Origin of the sequence: Sphingobacterium sp. ML3W, assembly GCF_000747525.1 — a bacterium.
Classification (GTDB): Bacteria; Bacteroidota; Bacteroidia; order Sphingobacteriales; family Sphingobacteriaceae; genus Sphingobacterium.
In genome coordinates, this window is the sequence record NZ_CP009278.1 from 244,321 (window position 1) to 270,608 (window position 26,288).

Consider the following 26,288-nt stretch of genomic DNA (forward strand, 5'->3'; position numbering starts at 1 on the left):
TTTATGAAAATTTTTATTTTACAAGTCGCAATGGTCACCTCTAGTATAGGGATGGTTCAAGCACAAGATTATCAGGAGATTCATAAATCGTTGACTGTTGTGGATGGACATAATGATGTGATTATTACTTCCATTCTGAAAGGTAAAGATATTAGCGATCGTTTGGAAACTAACCATACTGATATTCCTCGTTTGATTGAGGGTGGGGTGGATGTTCAAGTGTTTGCTGTTTGGTCTGATGACAATAAATGGAAAACAGAAGCATTTAAACATGCAAATGATCAGATTGATGCTTTAGAAAAAGTACTGGCTAAAAATCCAGATAAAATCAAATTAGCAAAAAGCAGTGCAGAAATCGATCAAATCACGATGCAAGGTAAAATAGCGGCTGTGATTGGTATCGAAGGAGGCAATATGATTGAAAGTAGTATTGCTAATCTTGAAACGTTATATAATCGTGGAGCTCGTTATTTGACTTTAACATGGAATTATGATCTCCCCTGGGCCACATGTGCCGCAGAAGAATCTAAAACAAAATCTACAGAAGGAAAAGGTTTGACAGATTTAGGAAAAGATATTATTCGGAAAATGAATGCACTGGGTATGATGGTTGATCTTTCTCATGGTGGCGAAAAAACATTTTATGATGTGATAGCGACTTCAACAAAACCAATTTTAGTTTCGCATAGTAATGCTTATCGATTAACACCGCATTATCGAAATTTGAAAGATGACCAATTAGCAGCCTTGAAGAAAAATGGTGGAGTTGTTGGAGTAAACTTTTATTCTGGTTTTTTAGATAAGAACTACGAAAAAAGAATTAAGCAATTGTATAAAAAACAGTTTGGCAAGGAAGGTGATTTTACCCTTTCGGCTTCTGGTCAATATCATAAATTATCTGATGAATTTAGACATCAAGCAGATGCTCCATTAAGTGAATTATTGAAGCATATCGATTATTTAGTGAAAAAAGTAGGTATCGACCATGTTGCTGTCGGTTCAGACTATGATGGTATAGAATCTACTCCTCAAGGATTAGAGGATGTCAGTAAATTGCCATTATTGACAAAATCTTTATTAAAAAGAGGTTATTCTCAAGATGATGTTGCGAAGATTATGGGATTGAACTTCTTAAGGATATTAAAAGAAAATGAAAATTAGATACATTTATTTTGCTTTACATAGAGGTATAATAAACCAATTTGTATTATAATAATGATATAAAAGGGGAGCAAAAAGCTTCTCTTTTTTGTTTTATGCCTAAAGAATTGCATGGCTATAAATCCACCTAAAGTACCACCAAAAGCACATAAGGTAAGTAACGATTTCTCCGATATTCTATTGACTTTTTTTCTAGCTTTCCGTTTGTCGATATAGAAAATTATTAGGGTGAATAGATTGATGAATAAAAAAGAAATTACGATTATTTGCTTCATGTTTCACAAAGGTAATTAAAAGCTATAGTCTCTTTTAAATTTTTTCTTCTTCCAATTTTGATAGCTCTTCGTAATTTTTATTGAGTTTCTTGAGCAATCGACGATAAACGATTTTATAATAGAATTTGAAAATGGAGATAAATATTAAGGTTATTAAAGTAAATAAAACAGCAAATACAATCGTCATAAAGAAATTGTAGCCCCATTGATTGTTGAGATCTAATCTATCTATTAATAGCTGAATAAAGGACATGAAAAATTCAAAAATCAAAAAGTAAATATTAAATTTTATATAATTTTCAACATGTTTTCTAGATAATAAAATGCTGTTTAACAATATTTTAGTACTGTTCGTATTTGAGATACTCGCATAGGATTTAAAGAAGTGATAGATAAAATAGCCTATTCCAATGTAAAAAATCAACTGCGAAGCATAATCTAGAAACTGAAGAAAGAATAACACTTCTTTATCTGAGGTTGGGACGATAAAAGACAATATAATACCTAAGCTCAACTCAATTAGACTAATGATAAAAATCCATTTCACGATAGAAGAAGAACTTTTATGAAGCATCGTCTTGATTTCAGGCTGATCGATCCTAATGAAGTTTTGATTTTTTTGCCACTGTTTTTTTAATTGATCTAACTCGTCCATTATAAAGCTCCTCTCTTTTTTAATATTTCTTTCAATTTTGTCTTTGTTCTATTCATTTTAACACGAGCATTCACCTCACTTATTCCTAAAGTTTCAGCGATTTCTGTGTAATCCTTATCTTCCAGATAAAGGTATATGAGTGCTTTTTCAATATCATTCAAATGCTGGATAGCTTCATATAAATATTGAAGTTGATCATCTTTATCCGGGTCGTATTCTTCATATGATATCTTTTCTAATTTTTGATCCCACGCAATAACTGGTAAAGTCCTTTTTTTGTTCCTAAATAGTGATATCGCAGTATTTAGCCCAATTCGATATGCCCAGGTACTAAACTTTGCTTCTCCTCTGAATTTTGGATAAGAATGCCAGAGCTGTATGGTTATTTCTTGGAAAAGATCTTGATGGGCAGCCTCTTGATCGGTATAAATTTTACAGATCTTATGGATAATATTTTGATTCTTTTCTAAAAGTATGACAAACTCTTGTTCTAAATTCATAACTGATAAGTCGAAAACTCCTCATTCTTGTTACAAAATATTATAAGAATTTTTAATAACCTAAATTTAGACGTATAAAAAGTGGTAAATTCGTACAATGGCAAAGACAAAATCAGCATATTTCTGTCAAAGTTGTGGGTTTGAATCTGCAAAATGGTTGGGACAGTGTCCTTCCTGTAAACAATGGAATTCTCTCGTAGAAGAAATTGTAGAGAAAGCAAGTTCGAAAGTTCCAGAATGGCGAAGTACCTCCTTAACCTCATCTCCTAAGCGAGCAAATAAAGCCGCAGTTATCCATGAGATTGTGTATCAAGATGAATCACGTATTTTAACTCCCGATCAGGAATTTAACCGTGTATTAGGTGGGGGGATAGTCCCAGGATCTTTAGTACTGATAGGTGGTGAACCGGGCATTGGTAAATCTACCTTAATGTTACAATTAGCCTTATCGATTCCACAGGTAAAGACTTTATATATTTCTGGAGAAGAAAGTGAGCAGCAGATCAAGATGAGAGCCGAGCGTCTATCACAATCTTCCAATGCGAACTGTTATATATTGACCGAAACTTCAACACAAAATATATTCAAGCAGATTGAAATCGTACAACCCGATGTCATCGTTATCGATTCCATTCAAACGCTACATTCTTCTCAAATAGAATCAGCACCAGGTTCGGTATCGCAGGTAAGAGAGTGTACAGCAGAATTGTTGCGGTTTGCAAAAGAAACGAGTACACCAGTTTTGATTGTAGGGCATATTACAAAAGACGGCTCTATTGCTGGGCCCAAGGTGTTAGAACATATGGTAGATACGGTCCTGCAGTTTGAGGGTGATCGACACCATGTATACCGTATATTGAGAGCAGTGAAAAACCGTTTTGGTTCAGCATCAGAATTGGGTATATATGAGATGCAAGGTACTGGTCTGAGAGAAGTATCCAATCCTTCTGAAATCATGATCTCGCAACGAGATGCACCTGTAAGTGGGGTATCGATTGCAGCCATGTTAGAAGGTGCTCGTCCAATGATGATCGAGGTACAGGCATTGGTTAGTAATTCTGCTTTTGGAAATCCACAGCGTACGTCCACAGGTTTCGATACCAAAAGATTAAGTATGCTACTTGCAGTACTGGAGAAACGATTTGGTTTTCGTCTGAGTGCACAGGATGTTTTCCTAAATATTGCAGGAGGATTGCGCGTTGAAGATCCAGCAATAGATTTGGCTGTCATTGTTGCTATCATATCTTCACAACAAGATATTGCTGTGAAAACGAGTATGACTTTTGCTGGTGAAGTAGGTTTATCTGGAGAGATTCGAGCAGTGAACCGGATAGAGCAACGTATTGCGGAAGCTGAAAAATTGGGTTTTGAGGGTATTTTTATTTCAAAATTTAATACAAAAGGCTTAGATGCTAAAAAATATAATATTGCAATCCGTCCTATTGCGACGCTTGAAGACGTATTTAGGGCTTTATTTGGATAAAAATAGATGCATATAGTTCATAAAAAAGGAGCCTATCATTGCTCCTTTTTTATTGTTCCTACATATTACTTAAGTACTTCTTTCAATTTATTATTTAAATCTTCCCCATGTAGATTTCGAGCAATGATTTTACCTGTCGGGTCAATCAGTATATTCTGAGGGATAGATTTTACACCGTATAAAGTCCCTACATCATTCTGCCAGCGTTTTAAATCCGAAATATGTCGCCAGTGAAGTTTATCCATATGAATGGCATTAATCCATGATTTACGGTCTTTGTCGAAAGAGATTCCTAAAATCTCGAAGTTCTTATCTTTAAAAAGAGCGTAGGTTTTAACAAGGTTCGGACTTTCTACACGACAATCTGGGCACCATGAAGCCCAAAAATCAAGTAAGAGATATTTTCCTTTAAAATCTGAAAGGTTCACCAGATTACCTGAAGTATCCGGTTGTGAAAATAGAGGAGCTTGTTTTCCAATTGTGACAGCAGATAATGCTTCAAGGTAGGTTTCAAATTCCTTTCCTTCTTCAGAATTTTTCACCTTTTTTCCTAAAGTCTGATATAAACGATGTAATTCAGCATATTCTGGTGTATAACCACCTACTCTCCTCAAGTCGATCAAGGAAGAAATGGAATCGGGATTAGCTTTGACACGAGCTATATAGTCTTCTTTTGTCAAGCTTTTGGTTTGAGCAATAGCGAGTAAAGGGAGACATAAAATAAGGTATACAATTATCTTTTTCATTCTTTAGTGTATGTTTTAACAAAACTATTTAAAATCTACCGAATTAGTCGAGTACTATTGTGTTTTTTTTATTTTTTTACATTTCTTTAAGATAAAAGCGCTGGAATATAGGATTATCCTATATGGTTGAGCGGGAGTTCTTGACCTGTACGACGTATCCTTTTATTTAGCTATAACGTGGCACTAATTTTATCCCAAAAGAAGAAGAAAAAAGAATGATTTTTTCATGCATACAGCTATAAAGTAAAGTTGGAATCCAATCACAAGAAGTTGATTTCCTTAATAATATGCTGCATTTTTTTTCAACAAATGATATAACAAACGTGTGCATTGGTATATTTGTTATAAAACATTTAAAAACTTGCAATAAATGGTGGATAAGCTACAATATTTTATAAATTTGTAGTTCACCCTATCAATATTATACTCTAATAATGGCTAGATTAAATTTATTGGAAGAAACACGCTTTGAAAAAGTTCCTGTAAGTGTGTATCCTGACCCAAGCACAGCTTCCAAAGTTGTAGCGGATCGTATTGCGAATATTATTCGTGCAAAGCAAGAAAACGGCGAAAAAGCAGTTTTAGGACTTGCTACTGGTGCGACACCTATTAAAGTTTACGCTGAATTGATTCGTTTACATAAAGAAGAAGGCTTAAGTTTTAAAAATGTCGTTACATTTAACTTGGATGAATATTATCCAATGCAACCAGACGCTGCACAAAGTTATGTGACTTTCATGAATAAAAATTTGTTTGATCATGTTGATATTGAAAGAACAAATGTTAATATTCCTGATGGCACATTGGCGGTAGACATGATCAATGCAGCATGTGAAGCATATGAGCAAAAGATAACTGATTTAGGTGGTTTAGATATTCAGCTCTTAGGAATTGGTCGTACAGGTCATATTGGTTTTAATGAGCCCGGTTCAGCACCTAACTCGGGAACACGTATCGTGACGTTGGATGATTTAACTCGTCGTGATGCATCTCGTGATTTTGGTGGTAAAGAAAATGTACCTCGCAAAGCAATCACAATGGGTGTAGGTACAATCTTCAAAGCTAAAGATATTATTTTGATGGCTTGGAGTAGTAATAAGGCCGAAATCATAAAGAAAGCTGTTGAAGGAGAGATCTCATCAGAGATTCCTGCAACTTATTTGCAGTTATCTGATCATGTTGAGTTTATATTGGATACAGAGTCTGCATCATTATTGACAAGATTTGATTTACCATGGTTAGCTGAGGATGTTGACTGGACGCCACTTTTGATTAAAAAAGCGGTTGTATGGTTGTCTTTAGAGGTTAAAAAACCGATTCTTAAATTAACAGAAGAAGATTATAATAGTCATGGTATGGCAAAGTTGGTGACTCAAAGTGGTCCCGCTTATAATATCAATATTCGGATTTTCAATGAACTGCAACATACTATTACGGGTTGGCCAGGAGGTAAACCTAATGTTGACGATTCACAAAGACCTGAACGCGCTAACCCAGCAAAGAAAACATCGATTGTTTTCTCTCCACATCCAGATGATGATGTTATCTCTATGGGGGGTACTTTTATTCGTCTAGCGGATCAAGGGCATGATGTTCACGTTGCTTATCAAACTTGTGGTAACACAGCAGTTTGGGATGACGATGTGGTTCGTTATTTGGAATTTGCAGAAGATTTTGCCAAAGAAATGGGTATTGATTCTTCAAAAATTTCAACATTATATCAAGAAAGCCGTGAAATTTTCGATTCTAAAAAGCCAAATCAAATCGATACGGATATCGTGCGTAAGATTAAAGCTTTGATTCGTAAGGGAGAAGCTATTGCTGGAGCTCGTTTCGTAGGATTGCCAGATACTAACATCCATTTCCAAGATTTGCCTTTCTATGATAGACAAAAATTTGCAAAGGATGTTTCTTTTGAAGATGATATTCAACAAACGATGGAGTTATTACGTCAGGTAAAACCACATCAAGTGTTTGCTGCAGGTGATTTTGCAGATCCACACGGTACGCATAAAGTATGTTTTAATATTCTATTCGAAGCATTGAAACGTTTAAAAGCAACTGATGAGTGGACAAAAGATTGTTGGTTATGGTTATACCGTGGTGCTTGGCATGAATACCCTATTCACGAAATTGAAATGGCAGTTCCATTGTCTCCACAAGAAGTCTACCGTAAACGTCTTGCGATCTTCAAACATCAGTCACAAAAAGATCTTCCTGTTTTCCCTGGAGATGATCCACGTGAATTCTGGGTACGTGCTGAAGACCGTACAAGTGAAACAGCAGAATTGTACGATCAGTTGGGATTAGCAAATTACGAAGCGATAGAAGCATTCGTAAGATGGGAATTCTAAATATGATGAAATAACTAAAGAATAGGCTCTCCATTTAGGAGGGCCTTTTTTATACCCTCTTAAGACGATATTTTCACCCGAACTTAAGTCGATTGGTGGTGATTTGTCTAGACTTCAGATAAGGCTAAGTACGATTGGCGTCCATATACTTACGAATGCTAGCCAGTACTAAAAGGTGATCTTATCGTGGAATCATCCAGCTTAAATGGCGCATCGCTTACGTATTGTTGCTCACTTGTATCTAAGCGACCTTATAGATTAGCCAATAAGTAAGAGTCGATGACTGGTCCATGATACCTTAAATGATACAAAGAAATTCTAAATAATAGGGAGATAAGTAGGCTATCCAATTGAATCGCATAGAATTAGGTAGAAATCCGAAATACTTCTTAAAAGCAGTCGTAAAATGAGTCGCATGTTTGTAGCCTATTTTATTCGCAATTGCAGCAATCTTAAGCTCACTTGTGATTAACAACTCTTTGGCGTGCTGCATCTTGTTTTTCAAAATATAATTATGGATTGTAGTTCCATAGAGTTGTTTGAAGTGCTTTTTTAGATATTGCTCATTGGTGCCAATAATTCTTGCCAATTCTGGAATCGTATATGAATTGGAGACATCACTATCTATCAATTGTCTGGCATCTTCAGCCTTCTTCATTTCTACCTTTTTCAGGTTGAAAATATTTTCTGCTTGATGAGTAGAAATATGGGTAAGTTGCTTGAAAAATATTTCTAGGACTTTAGATTTTTGTTGAATATTTCTTAGATAATCAGGCATACTATTATGCAATAGCTCCAATGTTAATGGATAAATTGAGTCGTCTTGTATGGAATGGCGCTTATAGGCTTCAATTAGTTTTAGGAACTTTCGATCTTCAATACACAATCTATCGATAAAGCTACTGCTGTATATAATAACGATGCATCTGCTATCAATCTGTGGAGAATGAACAATTAGACTACGGTCTTTCGAAACGTGAATCACTATACTTTCCCGTTCTTGAATTGCAAGTGCATTGGAGTTTGATGTCGAATATAGGCATGTTTGCCGAACAGCTATAAGGCTAACATATACTTCTTCATTAAATTTCTTTTCAAATCCAGAAAAGGCATTCAATTCTCCAAACTGTATATGGTCTGATATTTTAATTAGCTTGTAATTATGGTCTAATGCTAAATTAATCATCTCGATTAAAGTGTCTATTGATTTTTCGGATGGCGTTATTAGATTTTCCAATAACGTCTTTTTCGTATTTAGAAGAGTTCTATATTTGCGGCACAGTATTTATTTAGACTCGTTCTAAACGGATGCTCGAAGTTAAGAATTAATCTCAATTAATGAAAAGATTTTACACAACCTTTGTATTTTTTATAATAGCGTGGTCTGCTTTTGCCCAAACGGGGACTATTAAAGGAATTGTTCATTTGCTTGATGGAACACCTGTTTCACATGTAACACTAGTAATCGAAAACACCAATCTGGTTGGGATATCTTCTGACAAAGGAGCTTATGAATTAAAGAACGTGCCTTATGGACAGCAAACAATATTGGTTTCTTCTGTTGAGATTCAGAATAAGAAACTCAAAATTAATGTGAATAAAAAAGTACATGAATTACATATTCATATCGATACCAAAGGAGATATTTCTTTAGATGAGGTGCGTATAGAAAAAAAATCAGTAAAAAAAGAGATAGAGACGAGTGGATTTGCAGTAGCTGTTATTGAGACAAAAGAAGCCTCTTTAAGAAATCTTACAACCAATGAGTTATTGGACAGAGCTGTCGGCGTGCGCGTTCGCCAAAATGGAGGAGAAGGATCGCCGATTGAATATAACTTAAACGGTATGTCTGGTAGCACAATAGGATTGTTTTTGGATGGTATTGAGATATCTACTTATGGTTCTTCGTTTAACCTGAATAATATCCCACCTGCCATGATTGAACGAATTGAGGTCTATAAAGGTGTATTGCCAGCGCATTTGACAGGTAATTATATTGGCGGCGCTATCGATGTCATCATGAAGAAGGATGCTTCAGCCAATAATATCACTGCAGCGGTTTCTTATGGCTCATTTAACACCTATAGAGCAGATTTTGGAGGTTTATATAGAAATCAGAAAAGCGGCTTTACAGCGAGATTGTCAGGTTTTTACACCCATTCAGATAATAATTATGAGATGTGGGGTAAGTTTTCCAAATACACTAAACCAGGAGGGCGCATAATTCGTAATTACCGAGTCGAGCGTGCTAATGATAAGTTTGAGTCATTAGGTGGCCGTTTTGAGTTTGGTTTTACAGATGTAAAATGGGCAGATCAATTTTTTATAGGCTATAATGTATCCGATTCACACAAAGAAGTCCCGCACGGTATCACGATGACAAAGCCCTATTTTGGACGCTTTAATGATTATCAAGCCCATGTATTTAGCTTGAACTACAACAAAAAGAATTTATTTATTGATGGACTTTCTCTTAACGTGAATGCCGTTCACAGTAAACGAAACACGTATTTACAAGATACGGTAAGTTTAAAATATAACTGGGATGGTAGTTTGTTGGTGAAAAATTCGGAAGGCCCTCCAGAATATTACGGGTATGAACCTGGAAAGGGACAACAGGGCGATGCTGTTATTACAGATATCGATAGAACTATTTCTAATGTTCGGTCTAATTTAGCTTACACCGTTTTTTCAGGTCAACGAATTTCATTGAACCATAAGTTTGAAAAAACAGGAAGGGAAGATAAAGATTTGTTAAATCCAGCACGAAATCGTTGGATTACAAATAGCAATACAACCACCAATATCTGGGGTTTGAATTATGAATCCGAGCTCTTAGATGGCAAATTAAAAACCAACCTGTTTGGTAAGTATGCATTTTATCAGACGGAACAACGTAAACCAACAGCTGAGACTGATGGCGTGATGATTTATGAACAACAAAAAGTAAAAAGAAACAATAAGGGATTTGGTGCGACAGTATCGTATCAAGCTGTAGAAAAAGGATTCCTTATTGTCTCGGCAGAGAAGTCTTTCATTATGCCCACAGATCGACATATGTATGGCGAACCGGAAAATAATTTGTTAGCCAACCCGGATATTTTACCCGAACGTGCCATTAATTATAATCTAGGAGCTCGATATGGTGCAATGGAAATGGGTAAGCATAGACTTTCTTTGTATGGAAATATATTTTGGAGGAATGGATACGATAAGATTATTCAGCAAACACGTATAGATGAGGTTATTGATGGAAGAGAAGAGCAAGTAGAAGATATACAGGTAACACAATTTGTTAATCTATCTAAAACGCAGTCTATCGGCTATGAAGCAGAGGTTAACTATGTGTTTGATGATAAGATCAATGCGATGGTGAATTTTTCAAAATTCAACTCCTTGTTTAAAGTGAAGTCCGATGAAATGGGAAATCCACATAGTCTTTATGACAAACAAATTCCCAATGAACCCTTTTTCACCGTAAATGGAAATGTGCAGTATCGCCTAAATAATATCATCCAAAAAAAATCTGTTGTCAATTTATATTACAATGTCGGTTATGTAGCACCATTTAGTACCATTTGGATCGAATCGGAATGGTTTACTACACCAACACAATTTGCACATGATCTAGGAACAAGTTATCGTTTTCCGAGCGGGAAATTGGTAGCTAGTTTAGATTGTAAGAATATTTTGAACGCTGAACTATACGATAATTTTGGTGTACAAAAACCAGGAAGAGCATTTTATATTAAATTAAACTATACGATTAATAAATTTTAAATACGATCATTCACATGAAAACGAAATTCTTTAAGACAGCAGTGCTCGGTACTGCAATCGCTATTGGTGCATTGACTTCTTGTAAAAAAAGTGAAGGCGTTGATGCTGAACAGCAAGAGTCTGGTGCAGATTTAGGAGAGCGTAAATATATTACATTAACGGGTGCATTTCCTGATGCTGAAGGGACTGCGGGTAATGGCGGTACAATGGCTTTTGCAATCACACCAGAGCAAGCATTAGACGCTCAATTTGAAGTCAATGTATTTGCTCAAGGTTATGGATTAAGATCTCAGCGTACAGCACGTGTTCAAGGCTCTGTCAATGGGAATTACTTGTACAATATTCAGTACACGGGTAATGATGGCGGTATCTTTAATAAATATAAAGTAGAGGGTGGTAAAAGCTTTGTGGATACACGCGAAGAAGTCAACACTGAACCTATTTTAGGTACAGCACCGCGTTGGGTTGTTGCGGCAGAAGGTATTGGTGTCGGTGTCTATGCATCAGCTAAGGTTTCGGGCACAGATGAAGGAGCAGGGGCAGACTTTGTAAATGTAAGCAGTACCGCGAAAATAGCCGTATTGAATTTAAATGATCCTCAAATTACGCGTCAAACAGAATTTGTGATCCCATTTAGTGCAGAACAAACGAAAGCTGGTTATCAAATTGGACGTATCGATGTGCCCATTTTGAATGCTGCAAAAACGAAGTTGTTTATTGGTTGTAATTTAACCAGAACAGATGTAACAAAAAAATCTACTGTAAATAACGATGGAAATCAAGTTTGGAGCTCTACAAAAAGTGAATTAGGAACAGCAACTTTAGTCGTAGATTATCCTTCCTTAAACAATCCGAAGTTAATCTATTCTGCAAACAGTAATGCGAATAATCATTCGTACCGTACAATGACTCAATATTTAGGGTCCGATGGCAATATTTATCAAGCAACAGCCACTTCAGGTTCTCAAATTTTAAGAATCAACGGTTCAACAGGAGCATATGATCAAGCTTATAACTTTGATTTAAAAGCGGCTTTAGGAACAAGTAATAATGTTGCCATTCGCGCATGGAGATATGTGAAAGATAATCTCGGTTTAGTATTGTATACGGAGACAGGCGTAGATGGTGGTTATTTAGCCCTTGTTGATTTAACGGCTAATACAGCAGTAAAATTGGCGACTGAAAATCAATCTAATATAGGGTTTTCCGGTAGATCGGCAGATAAAGCTACAGGGGTTACGGCTATAACAGGTACTTTCGGTCAATTCCAAAATGTTGGTATTATTGGAGATCTTGCTTATGTCCCTTTGACGCCAAATGGTCTTGATGGTAATTTATATGTGATTAATATAAAAACCAGACAGGTAACTAAAGGAGCTAAATTGAAAAACCAATCAGGTAGTTTCTATTTAGGAGCTTACTAAGATAAATTGTAATTTTGTTATGAATTAGGAAGGGTATTTTACCTTTCCTAATTTTTTATTTTAACCCATAATCGAATCAGTGAGCTATGAAAGCTGCAAAAAATCAAACATCCAATTGGCAGAAAATCAGAAAATTATTTAATGATCTACATTTGTGGTTTGGACTTATTAGCGGTATTGTCGTGTTTGTCGTTTGTATAACAGGAACTATCTATGTTTATAATACCGAAATCCGTGAGGCTGCAGCACCAAAATATTATCACGTAAATTCAGAAGATAAGGGAAGAATAGCTCCAGACTCTTTATTGCATATTGCGCAGCAAGGCATCCAAGGGAAAATTGTTGGTATGAAAATACCTGTTGATCAGGAACGTACTGTGGCATTCCTTTACAGTAAATCTAAAAAAGAGGGGGAAGGGAAGTCCGATAAAGAACGTGCTGAGAAAAAAGAAACAGCTACTGCTATCGGAAAGAAAACAGATCGTGGTGCAATAGCCGTTGAAGGAGGAAATAAATCATCAGAACCTAAAAAAGAAGAGCCAAAAAAACAGGGTGGGCGTAAGCCTAGAGCTAATCAAATGATGGTAAACCCTTATACAGCAGAAATCATTGGAGATGCTAACGATATTAAGAACGGTACGAATGACTTTATGCAGGTCATGTTTGGACTGCACCGTTGGTTACTGCTAAATGAAATCGAGGAACCGATTTTTGAAGGCATTGAAAATAGAAAATTGGGAAGTTGGATAACAGGTACAGCAACCTTATTATTTTTATTTGGAGTCATCAGTGGCATGATCATTTGGTTTCCTAATAAATTAAGAGGATGGAAAAACGGACTATCCGTAAAATGGTCTGGAAACTGGAAGCGAATCAATCATGATATCCATAATACACTTGGTTTTTATAGTTGTATTATCTTGTTTTTGATGAGTGTAACCGGACCATTTTGGTCTTTTGATTGGTATCGTACAGGTTGGCAAAAAACTTGGGGGACTTATGAGAACCCTACAAGTATAAAAGAAGAAAAAGCTAAGTTGATTTCTATCTACCCGATAACAGGGGGAAAGACCATGACGATTGACGAGACGCTAGTTGCAATCAATAAAGTGCTTCCTTATGATGGCGATGTTACGATCAACTTTCCTAAAGATAGTTCAGAAACAATCTCGGTGTTGAAGAATAGAGTAGGTTTTTTTGCTCCATCTGCAGGAGATAAGCTCACATTGGATCAGTATTCAGGACAAATCTTGGAAAAGGAAATATTTCGAGAGAAAACATTTTCACAGAGAGCCTCTGCGTCCATAAAAGCATTGCATATTGGGGATATCTATGGACCATTTTCAAAGCTCCTCTATTTTATTTCCTGTTTAATAGCCACTTCACTGCCAATAACAGGTGTGCTTATCTGGATCAATAAGATGAAAAAGAAGCCTAGTAGAAAGTAATCCGATTACACACTGCTAGAATAAAAACAAACAATAAAGGCTCCCAATCTATAATTGGGAGCCTTTATTGTTGATGTAAAATCTATATTTAATCGGTCTTCCCTGGAAATAATCTCCCGATAATCATCTCCAATACCGCTACTACAATAGCAAACAGTGCTGCTGTCCAAAAACCTGAAACATCAAATTTAGAACCGAGTAAGGAGTCTGTTAGTAAGATCATTAACACGGTTATGATAAATGAAACCAAACCGAGTGTTAACCAATTTAGGGGAAAGGTGAATAGTCTTAAAATTGAACCAACTGTTGCATTAACAAATCCAATAACAAGACCTGTTATAATCGCCCAAAAAAAGCTGGCAACATGTACTCCTGGAGATATGTAAGCGGCTACCGCGATAACTATACCTGTAATAAGTAGGCTAATAATGAATTTCATAATATGTATAATTTTAGTTAACTCTTGATTTTTTTATATCAAATGCGATGCCAAAATATCGATAAGTGTTGGTCATAAATATTGATTTTTAGTACCTTAAACTTTTAGCACTTTGGAGTGTTTACTATAATGAAGTGAACATATGTTATGCATGCATAACATATTTTTCGTAAATTCACATAGAACAATTATAAAATAAGATGGTATGAAAAAGATGATTATGACATTAGTAATGCTATTGACCACAATAGCTATTTTTGCCCAGACAGAACCCATTCTCGGGAAGTGGCAAAACTCAAGTGGCGAGGGAAGGATCGAGATCTTTAAAAAGGGAGATCACTATTTTGGAAAATTATATTGGCTAAAAGAACCCAATAATGATCAAGGTCAACCTAAAAAAGATATTAAGAATCCAGATAAAAATTTGCAAAGCCGAAACGTATTGGGTTTAGAGATATTAACCAACTTTACAAAAGACGGTAGCACATTTGGCGGAGGTAAGATTTATGACCCTAAGACAGGGAAAACATATAGCTGTAAGATGACTTTACAGGGAACTGATAAGCTGGATATTAGAGGGTATGTCGGTGTCAGTTTATTCGGTAGAACCGATGTGTGGACAAGAGTTAAATAATACTTTATTCTATAAAAATTGAAAAAGTGCTGTTGCGTTAAACAGCACTTTTGTTGTTTATTGGGCCTTTATTTTTAAAAATATTGTATAATTAATTTAATAGCAGTAATTTCAGCACTAAAATTAACGATAATAATGCTATGGCTGTTAAGATGTCCTATTCGGAGAATATAAAACTTGCACTACAATCTATTGTAGGCAATAAGTTGCGGACATTTCTGACAGCACTGATTATCGCAATTGGTATTACAGCGTTGATTGGGGTATTAACTTCTATCGATGCTATTAAATCTTCACTGACAGACTCTTTTTCTTCAATGGGTTCCAATTCATTCAATATTCGAAATCGTGGATTGAATGTACGGATAGGTAACAGTGGAGAGCAGTCAAAAGTCTTTTCGTCCATTACTTATCGTGATGCTTCAAGTTTCAAAGAATTATTCAAATTCGATGCCGTTACCTCCATCAATGTCAATGTATCCTGGGCAGCAACTGCGAAATATAAATCCGAAAAGACCAACCCTAATATTGGGGTGATTGGAGCTGATGAGTCTTATCTGAAGACCTCGGGTTATAATTTGGCCTTAGGACGTAATTTCACAAATCGAGAGGTCTATAATGGTAATTCGGTTGTTATTATTGGCGATGAAATATATCAAAAAATATTCAAGGGCACCATCAATCCAATAGGTGAATTTATGACCATTGGGGGTGTTCGTTACCAAGTGATTGGTGTATTGAAAAACAAAGGTTCTAGTGCTGGAATGGGGGCAGATAAAGCCTGTATCATTCCATTGATTAAGGCTAGGAGTGTTATGGCTGGACAGGAGCCGTCCTATACCATTACGGTGTCGGCAAATGACCCAATCCGTCTAGAAGCCGCGGTAGGAGAGGCTACCATTGTCTTTCGGAATATCCGTGGATTGACAGCCAAACAAACGTCTGACTTTGAGATTACAAAATCTGATGCGGTAGCACAGATATTACTACAGAATATGGTAGTCATCACTATGGGAGCTATTGTGATTGCTTTGATTACATTGATTGGTGCATCCATTGGTCTCATGAATATCATGTTAGTTTCTGTGACCGAACGAACGCGGGAGATTGGTATACGAAAAGCAATCGGGGCTACTCCTTCTGTTATCCGTAAGCAATTTCTGATCGAAGCCGTTGTGATTTGTCTTATAGGCGGAGCGGCCGGAATATTATTGGGTATTGTTATCGGTAATTTGTTAGCCCTGCAATTGGGCGCTTCGTTTATTGTTCCATGGAACTGGATTTTCTTAGGTTTTACCGTTTGTATTGTCGTCGGCATGGTTTCAGGCTATTATCCTGCATCTAAGGCATCAAAACTGGATCCGGTAGAAGCTTTGCGTTATGAATAAAAAATTGTGCAAACGGTTTCACACGCGCTTTGCGCATTAATAACACAAACTTCATCCGGAATTGAGGTAAATCCTCTTATAAAATCTTATTATTGTAGAAAATTTTGAAATATTATGTATAAAACTCTTCAACCTGCATTGCAGAAAGAATTAGCAGCTATCAAAGAAGCTGGTTTGTATAAAGAAGAACGCGTAATTACTACGCCTCAAGGTGCTGATATTAAAGTGAGCACTGGTGAAGAAGTCGTCAATTTTTGTGCAAATAACTATTTAGGATTATCATCGCATCCGAAAGTGACTGAAGCAGCAAAAAGAGCAATAGATTCACATGGATACGGTATGTCTTCGGTGCGTTTTATTTGTGGAACGCAGGATATTCACAAAGAGTTGGAAGCAAAAATTTCTAAATTTTTAGGAACAGAAGACACGATTTTATACGCAGCTGCATTTGATGCAAATGGAGGTGTATTCGAACCTTTATTTAGCGCAGAAGATGCAATCATTTCTGATGAATTGAACCATGCTTCTATTATTGATGGTGTTCGTTTGTGTAAAGCACAACGTTTCCGTTATAAAAATGCGGATATGGCCGATTTAGAAGCACAGTTACAAGCGGCTTCTGGAGCTCGTCACCGTATTATTGTTACAGATGGTGCCTTCTCTATGGACGGTTCAGTAGCACCTTTAGATCAGATCTGTGATTTAGCAGATAAATATGAAGCCTTAGTAATGATCGATGAGTCACATTGTACAGGATTTGTTGGAAAAACAGGTCGTGGAACACACGAATTGTACAATGTTATCGATCGCGTAGATATCATTACAGGTACTTTGGGTAAAGCATTGGGTGGTGCATCTGGAGGTTTTACTTCAGGTCGTAAAGAAATCATCGACATGTTGCGTCAACGTTCACGTCCATACTTGTTCTCGAACACGTTGGCACCAGCTATCGCAGGAGCGTCTGTAGCGGTCTTGGACATGTTGAGTGAGACAACAGACTTACGTGATAAATTAGAGTCAAATACAGCTTATTTCCGCGATAAAATGACTGCAGCAGGTTTTGATATTAAACCCGGATTCCATCCGATTGTGCCTGTTATGTTGTATGATGCGAAATTAGCGCAAGAATTTGCCACAAGAATGTTGGCAGAAGGAATCTATGTTATTGGGTTCTATTACCCTGTGGTTCCACAAGGGAAAGCACGTATTCGTGTACAAATTTCAGCAGGTCATGAGGTGTCTCATTTGGATAAAGCAATAGCTTCATTCACGAAAGTTGGAAAAGATTTAGGTGTAATCAAATAAAATACACATAGTTATATGAATTTATGGTGCAAATTACTTATCTTTGCACCCTGAATTTAAAACAAATTTACTTGCTGGATGCAAAATATTAGAAATATAGCGATTATCGCTCACGTCGATCACGGTAAAACTACTTTGGTAGACAAAATCTTACACTTCACAAATCTTTTTAGAGATAATGATGGTACAGGTGATTTAATTCTAGATAACAACGATTTAGAACGTGAACGCGGTATTACGATCGTTGCTAAAAACGTTTCTGTTCAATATAAAGATGTAAAGATCAACGTTATTGACACCCCTGGTCACGCCGATTTCGGTGGTGAAGTTGAACGTGTTTTGAAAATGGCTGATGGTGTTGTGCTATTGGTGGATGCTTTTGAAGGTCCAATGCCTCAAACACGTTTTGTTACACAAAAAGCGTTAGCTTTAGGTTTAAAACCTTTAGTTGTTGTGAATAAAGTGGACAAAGAAAACTGTCGTCCTGACGAGGTTTATGAAAATGTATTTGATTTATTCTTTAGCTTAGATGCTACTGAGGAACAATTAGCATTCCCTGTATTATACGGTTCAAGTAAACAAGGTTGGATGTCAACTGATTGGAAAGAGCCTAAAGAGGATTTATCTGAATTGTTAGATGCTATCATCGCACATTTCCCACCTTCACCATTTTATGAAGGTACATTACAAATGCAAATCACATCTTTAGATTACTCTACATTCGTAGGTCGTATTGCTATCGGTCGTGTTGCACGTGGAACAATTAAAGAAGGCCAACCTATTTCATTAATGAAACGTGATGGTAAAATCGTTAAATCTCGTGTAAAAGAGTTACATACATTTGAAGGATTAGGTCGTCGTCGTGTTGAAGAAGTTGCTTGTGGTGATATCTGTGCTGTAGTTGGTATCGATGGTTTTGACATCGGTGATACTATCGCTGATTTCGAAAACCCAGAGCAATTAGAGGTCATCCACATTGATGAGCCTACGATGAACATGTTGTTCACGATTAATAACTCTCCTTTCTTTGGTAAAGAAGGTAAATTGGTTACTTCTCGTCACATCCATGATCGTTTACAAAAAGAGTTAGAGAAAAACTTAGCATTACGTGTACTTCCTACAGAATCTCCTGATGCATGGTTAGTATATGGTCGTGGTATTCTCCATTTATCAGTATTGATCGAAACAATGCGTCGTGAAGGTTACGAATTGCAAGTTGGTCAACCTCAGGTTATCTTGAAAGAAATTGATGGTAAGAAATGTGAGCCAATTGAAGTATTGGTAGTTGATGTTCCTGCTGAAGTTTCTGGTAAAGTAATCGAATTGGTAACACAACGTAAAGGTGAGTTATTGATTATGGAGACAAAAGGTGAAATGCAACACTTAGAGTTCGAAATTCCTTCTCGTGGTATCATCGGCTTACGTAACAACGTACTGACTGCTACTGCTGGTGAGGCTGTTATGGCGCACCGTTTGAAAGGTTACGAACCTTGGAAAGGTACAATCCCTGGACGTCAACATGGTGTATTGATTTCATTGGATAAAGGTACTACAACAGCTTATTCTATCGATAAATTACAAGATCGTGGAAAATTCTTCGTTGATCCAGGAGCAGATATCTATGAAGGACAAATCTTAGGAGAGCATATCCGTGATAATGATTTAACAATCAATATCGTTAAAGCGAAACAATTGACTAACATGCGTGCTTCTGGTACAGATGATAATGCACGTATTGCACCAGCAATCAAATTCTCTTTAGAGGAATCAATGGAGTATATCCAAGGTGACGAATATATCGAGGTTACTCCTCAATCTATCCGTTTACGTAAAATCTACTTAACAGAAGGTGAACGTAAAGTGAATAAAAAATTCTAATCTTATCATTAGAATCAAAATAATAGAAAAGCCTTCGAGAAATCGGAGGCTTTTTTTGTGCAAACCTATTTTTACTACAACTTTTATCTATCAGATGTATTCATGAAAAGGTTATTTGCCTGTCGGGATCATGATGAAGCCATTCTTTAAATTCGCCAAGATTTTATCCATCATTTCGTTTTAGATATCGTTATTCTTTTTGTAATAAAAATGAATGCAAAATAGCTAATGTCAATATAAATTTCGATTTTTATGGGGCCTTATTAAAAAACGCTAAACATCATGTTTTTATGAAAAGAACTAATCTTACGTATATTTTATCAAAAAAAGTCTTAGGATATGCTTTGTTTTTAAGCTTTCTAGCGATAGACAATGGATTTGCACAAAACCGATCTCAACAAGCGCCGCAGGTATTAGAACCTATTGTGCAAAAAATCGTAGTAGAAGCCAATCATAATTCTCAATTAGAATCACTTGCATTTGAGTTGCTCGATGTTGTTGGTCCACGTTTAGTGGGGACTCCAGGTATGACTCGGGCAAATGAATGGGCATTAGCAAAGTTTGAAAGTTGGGGAATTGCGGCCAAGAATGAGAAATTTGGTGAATGGAGAGGATGGGAACGCGGTATTTCGCATATCGATATGATCACGCCTCGTGTTAAGTCATTGGTCGGCACACAACTGGCTTGGAGTCCAAGTACAAAAGGAAAAAGTATACAAGGAGAGGTTATAGCACTACCAGATGTAAAGGATTCCTTATCTTTTTACAAATGGCTACCAGATGTTAAAGGCAAATTCGTCATGATTTCCATGCCACAACCTACAGGGCGACCAGATCATAATTGGGAAGAGTTTGGGACAAAGCAGTCTATTGAAAAAATGAATAGATCTCGGGACTCTTTGGCGCTTTTATGGAACAATCGCATTAAAGCATCGGGCATGTCAGCGAACTCTATTCCTTCCATTTTGGAAGATGCAGGAGCTGCAGGTATTTTGACCAGTAACTGGTCAAATGAATTTGGTGCAAATAAAATCTTTGGAGCACGATCATATAAGGCACCATCGCTCGATATATCTTTAGAGGATTATGGTATGTTATATCGTCTCGCAGATAAAGGTATCAAACCTATGATCCGTGTAGAGACCTCTTCAAAAGACTTAGGCAATGTGCCTTCGTTCAATACCATTGCAGAGATTAAAGGAAGTGAATTTCCCAATGAGTATATTATTCTCTCGGCGCATCTAGATTCGTGGGAGGGTGGTTCTGGCGCCACAGATAATGGCACAGGGACTATCGCAATGATGGAAGTAGCACGTATTTTAAAACAGGTATTACCAAATCCGAAACGAACTATTTTGATTGGTCTTTGGGGAAGTGAAGAGCAGGGTTTAAATGGTTCTCGCTCTTTTGTATTGGATAATCCAGATATTGTTGAAAACACACAAGCTGTTTTCAATCTGGATAATGGAACAGGACGTGTAGAGAGAATTAATGGTTCGGGCTTTGTACATGCTTACGATTATATATCACGTTGGATGTCTGCCGTACCGGTTGCGGTGACAAAAGATATCAAAACTGAATTCCCAGGATCTCCAAGTGGCGGTGGGTCAGACCATTCTTCTTTTGTCGCAGCGGGTGTACCAGCCTTTATGTTAAGCTCTTTATCTTGGGGTTACTTTACGAATACATGGCATACGAACTTAGATACTTATGATAAGTTGGTATTCGATGATTTGAAATACAATGTCATCCTTACCGCTGTGATGGCGTATAAAGCCTCTGAAGAGCCTGCTTTAGTTAATAGGGAACAACGTGTGCTACCTGCAGATCGAGATGGCAAACCGGGTGTTTGGCCTCCCATTAGGCAACCAAGGAGAAGTGGTGTTGGTTATTAAGTAGAACGAACGAATAAGACCTTCATGAAAATCTTTAAAATAATGTATCTAAATCATTATTTTAAAGATTTTTTAGTTACAGATTAATGTTTACGATTCTAATAAGTCTGCTTGTATCCTTAGAAAATCTATTTGTTTACAATTTCTTGTTTCCATATAAAATTTTTAAATTTATAAAGCGAAGTCGTGTCTGCATGAAGTTTTGAGGAAATAGTATGTAATCTATTTTGGATCTAGTCAATAGATTAATTACCTTTAGAAACAACCACAACCTAATTTTATAGATGAAAAACGATAATAATTATGATGCTATTGTAATCGGTTCTGGAATTTCCGGAGGATGGGCCGCAAAGGAATTCTGTGAAAAAGGATTAAAAACATTGGTATTAGAAAGGGGTAGAGATGTTAAGCATATTAAAGATTACCCCACAGCATACCAAGATCCCTGGCAGCTTGGAAATAATAATCAACTGACTTTAAAGGAACAAAAAGAAAATCCAATTGCCTCAAAATGTTACGCGAATAAGGAAGATGCCAAACATTTTTTTACACCGGATGATGTACAGCCTTATATCCAAGAGCAACCCTTTGATTGGATTAGAGGTTATCAGGTGGGAGGTAAATCTTTGACCTGGGCTAAACAAACACAACGTTGGTCGCCATATGATTTTGAGGGTCCCGCAAGGGATGGATTTGCTGTAGATTGGCCGATCCGCTATGCTGATATAGCACCTTGGTATAGTTATGTAGAAAAATTTGTTGGCATTTCAGGTAATTTAGATGGTATTGAGGCGATGCCCGATGGAGAGTTTTTGCCACCCTGGGAAATGAATCAAGTAGAATTAGAAATTCAACGTAGAATTCACAATAGCTATCCTGACCGCAAAGTGATTGCAGGGAGATGTGCACACCTCACTAAACCAAAACAGATACATATTGATCAAGGAAGAGGAGCATGTCAAGCTCGAAACCTCTGTCAACGAGGCTGTCCTTTTGGAGGTTACTTTAGTTCCAATGCTTCCACTTTACCATGGGCACAGAAGACCGGTAACCTAACGCTGAGACCCCATGCAGTCGTCGATTCGATAATTTATGATGATCAATTAGGAAAAGCTATTGGTGTACGTGTCATAGATGCCGAGACCAATAAAAGTATGGAATTCTATGCTAAAGTAATTTTTGTAAATGCATCTGCAATTGCTACAAATCAAATTTTATTAAATTCTATTTCCGACAGATTCCCGCAAGGAATAGGTAACGATAGCGGTGTTTTGGGTAAGTATATTGCCTTTCACAATTACTTAGGTTCCATCAGTGCGAGTTATGAAGGTTTTGAAGATAGCTATTATTATGGAAGGAGACCTACACAGCCTATTATCCCTAATTTTAGAAATGTAGCAAAACAGGAAATGGATTTTTTACGTGGATATGCATCTTTTTTTGGAGCATCCCGAGGTCGTTCATCAGCCTCTCAATTAGCCATGCAGGTAGGAGGTGATTATAAAGATCAATTGAGTACTTTAGGAGATTGGCATGTAGGCATGATGATGCAGGGCGAGACCATTCCTCAAGAAAAAAATCACATTCGTTTAAGCACAGATAGAAAGGATAGATATGGAGTTCCATTGGTCATTACAGCAATTGCGTATGATGAAAATGATTTTAAATCACGGGATGATTTCTTTCAGCAGGGAGCGGAGATGTTAGAAGCCGGTGGAGCAAAAAATATTTCAATACATAATAGTGGTCAAAATCCAGGGCTCGATATTCATGAAATGGGAGGAGCGAGGATGGGGCTAGATCCTAAAACGTCAATTTTGAACAAATGGAATCAAATGCATCATTGTACTAATGTTTTTGTGACAGATGGTGCATCTATGGTGTCTACTGGAACTCAAAATCCTTCATTGACATACATGGCACTAACCGCCAGAGCAGTTACATATGCAGTTGAACAGATGAAAAAAGGAAATATAAAATAATTCTTTATTAAGCTTATGTAAAATATCAAAGCTTTTATTGAAGGAGATTATCAATAAGGATTTTAAATCCTTATTTTTGTTTTTATCTGTATGTCAGATGAAAACAAATTAGATTGGAATTTATAAATGGCGAAGACACAGGATAATAGTCCGAAAAATTATATTCAAATAAAAGGGGCAAGGGTCAATAACTTAAAGAATATTGATGTCGATATCCCGAAAAACAAACTGGTTGTTATCACAGGTATGTCAGGCTCAGGAAAATCTTCTTTAGCCTTTGATACATTATATGCAGAGGGGCAGCGTCGTTATGTCGAAAGTCTGTCGTCCTATGCCCGTCAGTTTATGGGAAGGATGAATAAACCAGAGGTGGATTATATCAAAGGAATTGCGCCAGCAATTGCCATTGAGCAGCGGGTCATCACCAGCAATCCACGTTCTACGGTAGGTACATCCACAGAGATTTATGATTACCTAAAATTACTATATGCACGTATCGGCAAAACTTTTTCTCCTGTATCTGGGCAACTTGTGACGAAAGATACTGTTTCCAGTATTGTCGATTTTGCCACTTCTTTAGAAGAGGGAACTTCCATTACTATTTATGCCCCGCTTATTCCTACGAACGATCGTAAATTGAAAGAAGAGCTTTCGCTATTATTGCAAAAAGGCTTTGTTCGTATAAAATATAAAGGCGAACTGCAGAAAATAGAAAGTATTATCGATAATAAAAAGATCGATAATAAGGCCATCAAAGAAGGAGAGATTGAAATTGTTACGGATCGTTTGCGCATCGAATCGGATGACGACACCTTAAATCGTCTTTCGGACTCCATTCAGACAGCTTTATTTGAAGGAAAAGGCAATTGTTCCATTACTGTGGGCGAAGAAGTCCATCATTTCTCTGATCGCTTTGAACTCGATGGTATTTTATTTGAAGAGCCAACTGCCAATTTTTTCAGTTTTAATAATCCCTATGGCGCCTGTCGTCGATGTGAGGGATATGGAAAAGTTGTCGGCATAGACCCTGATTTGGTTATTCCTGATAAAAGCCGTTCGGTGTATGACGGCGCTATTGCGCCATGGCGTGGTGAAAAGATGGGGGAATGGTTGCAGGCTTTAATTAAAGTCTCCTTAAAATTTGATTTCCCTATACATCGCGCTTATTCGGATCTAACCGCCGCACAAAAGAAGGTGCTTTGGACTGGGAATAAGTATTTTTCAGGTTTGGATAAATTCTTTAAGGAACTAGAAGAGCAGACCTATAAGATCCAGTATCGGGTTATGTTATCACGGTATCGTGGCAAGACCGATTGTCCAGATTGTCATGGTTCACGTCTTCGCCAAGATGCGACATACGTTAAGGTTGGGGATAGATCCATTACAGATATTGTTTTGATGCCATTAGACCAAGCATTAGCCTTTTTTCAAGGCTTGGTATTGGTGGGAAATGATCTCTTGATAGCGAAGCGATTATTATCAGAAATTGAAAGTAGATTACAGTTTCTTTGCGATGTAGGACTGAGCTATTTAACCTTAAATAGACTTTCAAACTCGCTTTCCGGAGGAGAGTCACAACGTATCAATCTGGCCACTTCTTTAGGAAGTTCTTTGGTCGGTTCTATCTATGTTTTGGATGAACCCAGTATCGGTTTGCACCCTAGAGATACACAAAGGTTGATCAGTGTGTTAAAATCATTACGTGATATTGGGAACACCGTAATTGTGGTGGAGCATGAACAAGAAATGATGGAGGCCGCAGATTATTTGATCGATATTGGTCCTGAAGCAGGAATTAATGGCGGGGAATTGGTTTTTGCAGGTCATTACGAAGATATTATTAAGGATGATAAAAGTTTGACAGGACGCTATTTAAGCGGGAAAGATAGTATCGATATTCCTAAGCAACGTCGTCAGTGGAATAATGCCATTACCATCAAGGGCGCGCATGAGAATAACCTTCAGGGAATTGATGTGACGTTTCCGTTGAACAATTTCACAGTGGTTACCGGTGTTTCAGGCTCTGGTAAAACATCCTTGGTGAAACGAATTCTGTATCCCGCTTTGCAGAAAGCCATCGGAAATTATTCGGGAGAACAAACCGGTGTGTATGACGGTATCGAAGGAGATATTGATCATGTGGAGCAAATAGAAATGGTCGATCAGAATCCTATTGGCCGTTCCTCACGATCCAATCCTGTTACTTATGTGAAGGCATGGGATGAAGTGAGAGCATTGTATTCGAACTTACCGGCAGCAAAAGCCGCGGGTCTCAAACCGGCAGCCTTTTCATTCAACGTGGAAGGCGGGCGTTGCGATGTATGTCAAGGTGAAGGTGAAGTGAAGATCGAGATGCAGTTTATGGCAGATATCGTCTTGCCTTGTGAAGTCTGCGATGGAAAACGGTTTAAGCAACATGTGTTGGATGTGCAATATAAACATAAATCTGTTTCTGATATTTTAGGATTGAGTGTCGATGAGGCCATTGTTTTCTTTGCGGATCAACCTAAGATATTAGCTAAGTTACAACCTTTACAAGATGTTGGACTTGGTTATGTCAAGTTGGGACAATCATCGAGTACCCTGTCTGGAGGAGAAGCACAACGGATAAAATTGGCTTCATTTTTAATCAAAGGAAATAATAGTAAGAAAACACTATTCATTTTTGATGAGCCTACGACAGGCCTTCATTTTCATGATATCAAAAAGCTTTTGAAATCTTTTGAGGCACTGATTAACTTGGGGAATAGCATTTTGGTCATCGAGCATAATATGGATATGATCAAGTCCGCAGACTGGGTTATTGATATCGGGCCCGAGGGTGGAGACAAAGGGGGTAAATTAGTTTTCGCGGGTCTGCCCGAAGATTTGGTAAACTGTAAAGATTCTTATACAGGACAATATTTACAAACGCATTTAAAAAATTAGTTTTTACATTTAT

General features: G+C 37.1%; 19 protein-coding genes. 13 read left to right on the forward strand and 6 right to left on the reverse strand.

The genetic code is table 11. From position 1 onward, the window contains the following. The first annotated feature begins 3 nt into the window (after positions 1-3). Positions 4-1,161, forward strand: a complete 1,158-nt coding sequence (locus KO02_RS01165) for a dipeptidase (RefSeq protein WP_235212320.1) — start codon at positions 4-6, stop codon at positions 1,159-1,161. Here KO02_RS01165 and KO02_RS24315 read toward each other — a convergent pair. From KO02_RS24315 to KO02_RS01180, 3 genes are read right to left on the reverse strand one after another with little or no spacing between them, the layout of a single operon-like run. Continuing rightward, a complete protein-coding gene (locus tag KO02_RS24315; RefSeq protein WP_038695126.1) occupies positions 1,158-1,436 on the reverse strand; it encodes a DUF1294 domain-containing protein in 279 nt (92 codons plus the stop codon). The genes KO02_RS01165 and KO02_RS24315 overlap by 4 nt on opposite strands. 34 nt (positions 1,437-1,470) lie before the next feature. Then, the gene (locus KO02_RS01175) at positions 1,471-2,091 is read right to left on the reverse strand and encodes a hypothetical protein (RefSeq protein ID WP_038695127.1); all 621 of its coding nucleotides are present in this window, start codon (positions 2,089-2,091) and stop codon (positions 1,471-1,473) included. Continuing rightward, positions 2,091-2,591: an RNA polymerase sigma factor gene (locus KO02_RS01180; protein ID WP_038695128.1), complete on the reverse strand. Its 501-nt coding sequence runs from the start codon at positions 2,589-2,591 to the stop codon at positions 2,091-2,093. Before KO02_RS01180 ends, KO02_RS01175 begins: the two co-directional genes overlap by 1 nt. Before the next feature lie 97 nt (positions 2,592-2,688). Here KO02_RS01180 and radA point away from each other — a divergent pair, with 97 nt between their 5' ends. Then, positions 2,689-4,074: a DNA repair protein RadA gene (radA, locus tag KO02_RS01185; RefSeq protein ID WP_038695129.1), complete on the forward strand. Its 1,386-nt coding sequence runs from the start codon at positions 2,689-2,691 to the stop codon at positions 4,072-4,074. A gap of 65 nt (positions 4,075-4,139) precedes the next feature. On the opposite strand, the gene KO02_RS01190 is transcribed toward radA, so the two are convergent. Next, positions 4,140-4,820 carry a peroxiredoxin family protein gene (locus KO02_RS01190; protein ID WP_038695130.1) on the reverse strand — a complete coding sequence of 227 codons (681 nt, stop codon included), beginning with the start codon at positions 4,818-4,820 and terminating at the stop codon, positions 4,140-4,142. A 434-nt stretch (positions 4,821-5,254) separates the two neighbouring features. On the opposite strand from KO02_RS01190, the gene nagB reads away from it, so the two are divergent. Further along, positions 5,255-7,174: a glucosamine-6-phosphate deaminase gene (gene nagB / locus KO02_RS01195; RefSeq protein ID WP_038695131.1), complete on the forward strand. Its 1,920-nt coding sequence runs from the start codon at positions 5,255-5,257 to the stop codon at positions 7,172-7,174. A 298-nt stretch (positions 7,175-7,472) separates the two neighbouring features. On the opposite strand, the gene KO02_RS22675 is transcribed toward nagB, so the two are convergent. Further along, a complete protein-coding gene (locus KO02_RS22675) occupies positions 7,473-8,411 on the reverse strand; it encodes a helix-turn-helix transcriptional regulator (protein WP_144243238.1) in 939 nt (312 codons plus the stop codon). A 101-nt stretch (positions 8,412-8,512) separates the two neighbouring features. Here KO02_RS22675 and KO02_RS01205 point away from each other — a divergent pair, with 101 nt between their 5' ends. The 3 genes from KO02_RS01205 (at position 8,513) to KO02_RS01215 (ending at position 13,826) form a co-directional block, all read left to right on the forward strand. Beyond that, positions 8,513-10,954: a TonB-dependent receptor gene (locus tag KO02_RS01205; protein ID WP_038695132.1), complete on the forward strand. Its 2,442-nt coding sequence runs from the start codon at positions 8,513-8,515 to the stop codon at positions 10,952-10,954. A gap of 14 nt (positions 10,955-10,968) precedes the next feature. Continuing rightward, the gene (locus tag KO02_RS01210) at positions 10,969-12,378 is read left to right on the forward strand and encodes a hypothetical protein (RefSeq protein ID WP_038695133.1); all 1,410 of its coding nucleotides are present in this window, start codon (positions 10,969-10,971) and stop codon (positions 12,376-12,378) included. An 86-nt stretch (positions 12,379-12,464) separates the two neighbouring features. Next, entirely contained in the window at positions 12,465-13,826 is a 1,362-nt protein-coding gene (locus KO02_RS01215) for a PepSY-associated TM helix domain-containing protein (protein ID WP_038695134.1), read from the forward strand. Positions 13,827-13,914: 88 nt separating this feature from the next. Here KO02_RS01215 and KO02_RS01220 read toward each other — a convergent pair whose 3' ends face one another. Further along, positions 13,915-14,265, reverse strand: coding sequence for a phage holin family protein (locus KO02_RS01220; RefSeq protein WP_038695135.1), 351 nt, complete (start codon positions 14,263-14,265; stop codon positions 13,915-13,917). Between the two features lie 205 nt (positions 14,266-14,470). On the opposite strand from KO02_RS01220, the gene KO02_RS01225 reads away from it, so the two are divergent. The 7 genes from KO02_RS01225 (at position 14,471) to uvrA (ending at position 26,275) form a co-directional block, all read left to right on the forward strand. Then, on the forward strand, positions 14,471-14,899 hold the full coding sequence (locus KO02_RS01225; protein WP_038695137.1) for a DUF2147 domain-containing protein: 429 nt from the start codon (positions 14,471-14,473) through the stop codon (positions 14,897-14,899). Between the two features lie 140 nt (positions 14,900-15,039). Next, the gene (locus KO02_RS01230; RefSeq protein WP_038695139.1) at positions 15,040-16,287 is read left to right on the forward strand and encodes an ABC transporter permease; all 1,248 of its coding nucleotides are present in this window, start codon (positions 15,040-15,042) and stop codon (positions 16,285-16,287) included. 114 nt (positions 16,288-16,401) lie between these two features. Then, a complete protein-coding gene (gene kbl / locus KO02_RS01235; protein ID WP_038695140.1) occupies positions 16,402-17,592 on the forward strand; it encodes a glycine C-acetyltransferase in 1,191 nt (396 codons plus the stop codon). 78 nt (positions 17,593-17,670) lie between these two features. Beyond that, entirely contained in the window at positions 17,671-19,470 is a 1,800-nt protein-coding gene (gene typA / locus KO02_RS01240) for a translational GTPase TypA (protein ID WP_038695142.1), read from the forward strand. 290 nt (positions 19,471-19,760) lie between these two features. Then, positions 19,761-21,365 (forward strand): M20/M25/M40 family metallo-hydrolase, encoded by a 1,605-nt coding sequence (locus KO02_RS01245; RefSeq protein WP_038695144.1) that lies wholly within the window; start codon positions 19,761-19,763, stop codon positions 21,363-21,365. Positions 21,366-21,649: 284 nt separating this feature from the next. After that, the gene (locus tag KO02_RS01250) at positions 21,650-23,347 is read left to right on the forward strand and encodes a GMC oxidoreductase (protein ID WP_038695146.1); all 1,698 of its coding nucleotides are present in this window, start codon (positions 21,650-21,652) and stop codon (positions 23,345-23,347) included. Between the two features lie 126 nt (positions 23,348-23,473). Further along, positions 23,474-26,275, forward strand: coding sequence for an excinuclease ABC subunit UvrA (uvrA, locus tag KO02_RS01255; protein ID WP_038695148.1), 2,802 nt, complete (start codon positions 23,474-23,476; stop codon positions 26,273-26,275). Positions 26,276-26,288: the final 13 nt, after the last annotated feature.

Excerpts from the sequence above, each read along its gene's own strand:
- KO02_RS01215 (WP_038695134.1), top strand. The coding sequence starts at position 12,465 with ATGAAAGCTGCAAAAAATCAAACATCCAATTGGCAGAAAATCAGAAAA.
- KO02_RS01220 (WP_038695135.1), bottom strand. The coding sequence starts at position 14,265 with ATGAAATTCATTATTAGCCTACTTATTACAGGTATAGTTATCGCGGTA.
- KO02_RS01210 (WP_038695133.1), top strand. The coding sequence starts at position 10,969 with ATGAAAACGAAATTCTTTAAGACAGCAGTGCTCGGTACTGCAATCGCT.
- KO02_RS01180 (WP_038695128.1), bottom strand. The coding sequence starts at position 2,591 with ATGAATTTAGAACAAGAGTTTGTCATACTTTTAGAAAAGAATCAAAAT.
- KO02_RS01165 (WP_235212320.1), top strand. The coding sequence starts at position 4 with ATGAAAATTTTTATTTTACAAGTCGCAATGGTCACCTCTAGTATAGGG.
- KO02_RS01175 (WP_038695127.1), bottom strand. The coding sequence starts at position 2,091 with ATGGACGAGTTAGATCAATTAAAAAAACAGTGGCAAAAAAATCAAAAC.
- KO02_RS01190 (WP_038695130.1), bottom strand. The coding sequence starts at position 4,820 with ATGAAAAAGATAATTGTATACCTTATTTTATGTCTCCCTTTACTCGCT.
- nagB (WP_038695131.1), top strand. The coding sequence starts at position 5,255 with ATGGCTAGATTAAATTTATTGGAAGAAACACGCTTTGAAAAAGTTCCT.
- radA (WP_038695129.1), top strand. The coding sequence starts at position 2,689 with ATGGCAAAGACAAAATCAGCATATTTCTGTCAAAGTTGTGGGTTTGAA.
- KO02_RS01245 (WP_038695144.1), top strand. The coding sequence starts at position 19,761 with ATGAAAAGAACTAATCTTACGTATATTTTATCAAAAAAAGTCTTAGGA.
- kbl (WP_038695140.1), top strand. The coding sequence starts at position 16,402 with ATGTATAAAACTCTTCAACCTGCATTGCAGAAAGAATTAGCAGCTATC.
- uvrA (WP_038695148.1), top strand. The coding sequence starts at position 23,474 with ATGGCGAAGACACAGGATAATAGTCCGAAAAATTATATTCAAATAAAA.
- KO02_RS01205 (WP_038695132.1), top strand. The coding sequence starts at position 8,513 with ATGAAAAGATTTTACACAACCTTTGTATTTTTTATAATAGCGTGGTCT.
- KO02_RS01250 (WP_038695146.1), top strand. The coding sequence starts at position 21,650 with ATGAAAAACGATAATAATTATGATGCTATTGTAATCGGTTCTGGAATT.
- KO02_RS24315 (WP_038695126.1), bottom strand. The coding sequence starts at position 1,436 with ATGAAGCAAATAATCGTAATTTCTTTTTTATTCATCAATCTATTCACC.
- KO02_RS01225 (WP_038695137.1), top strand. The coding sequence starts at position 14,471 with ATGAAAAAGATGATTATGACATTAGTAATGCTATTGACCACAATAGCT.
- typA (WP_038695142.1), top strand. The coding sequence starts at position 17,671 with ATGCAAAATATTAGAAATATAGCGATTATCGCTCACGTCGATCACGGT.
- KO02_RS01230 (WP_038695139.1), top strand. The coding sequence starts at position 15,040 with ATGGCTGTTAAGATGTCCTATTCGGAGAATATAAAACTTGCACTACAA.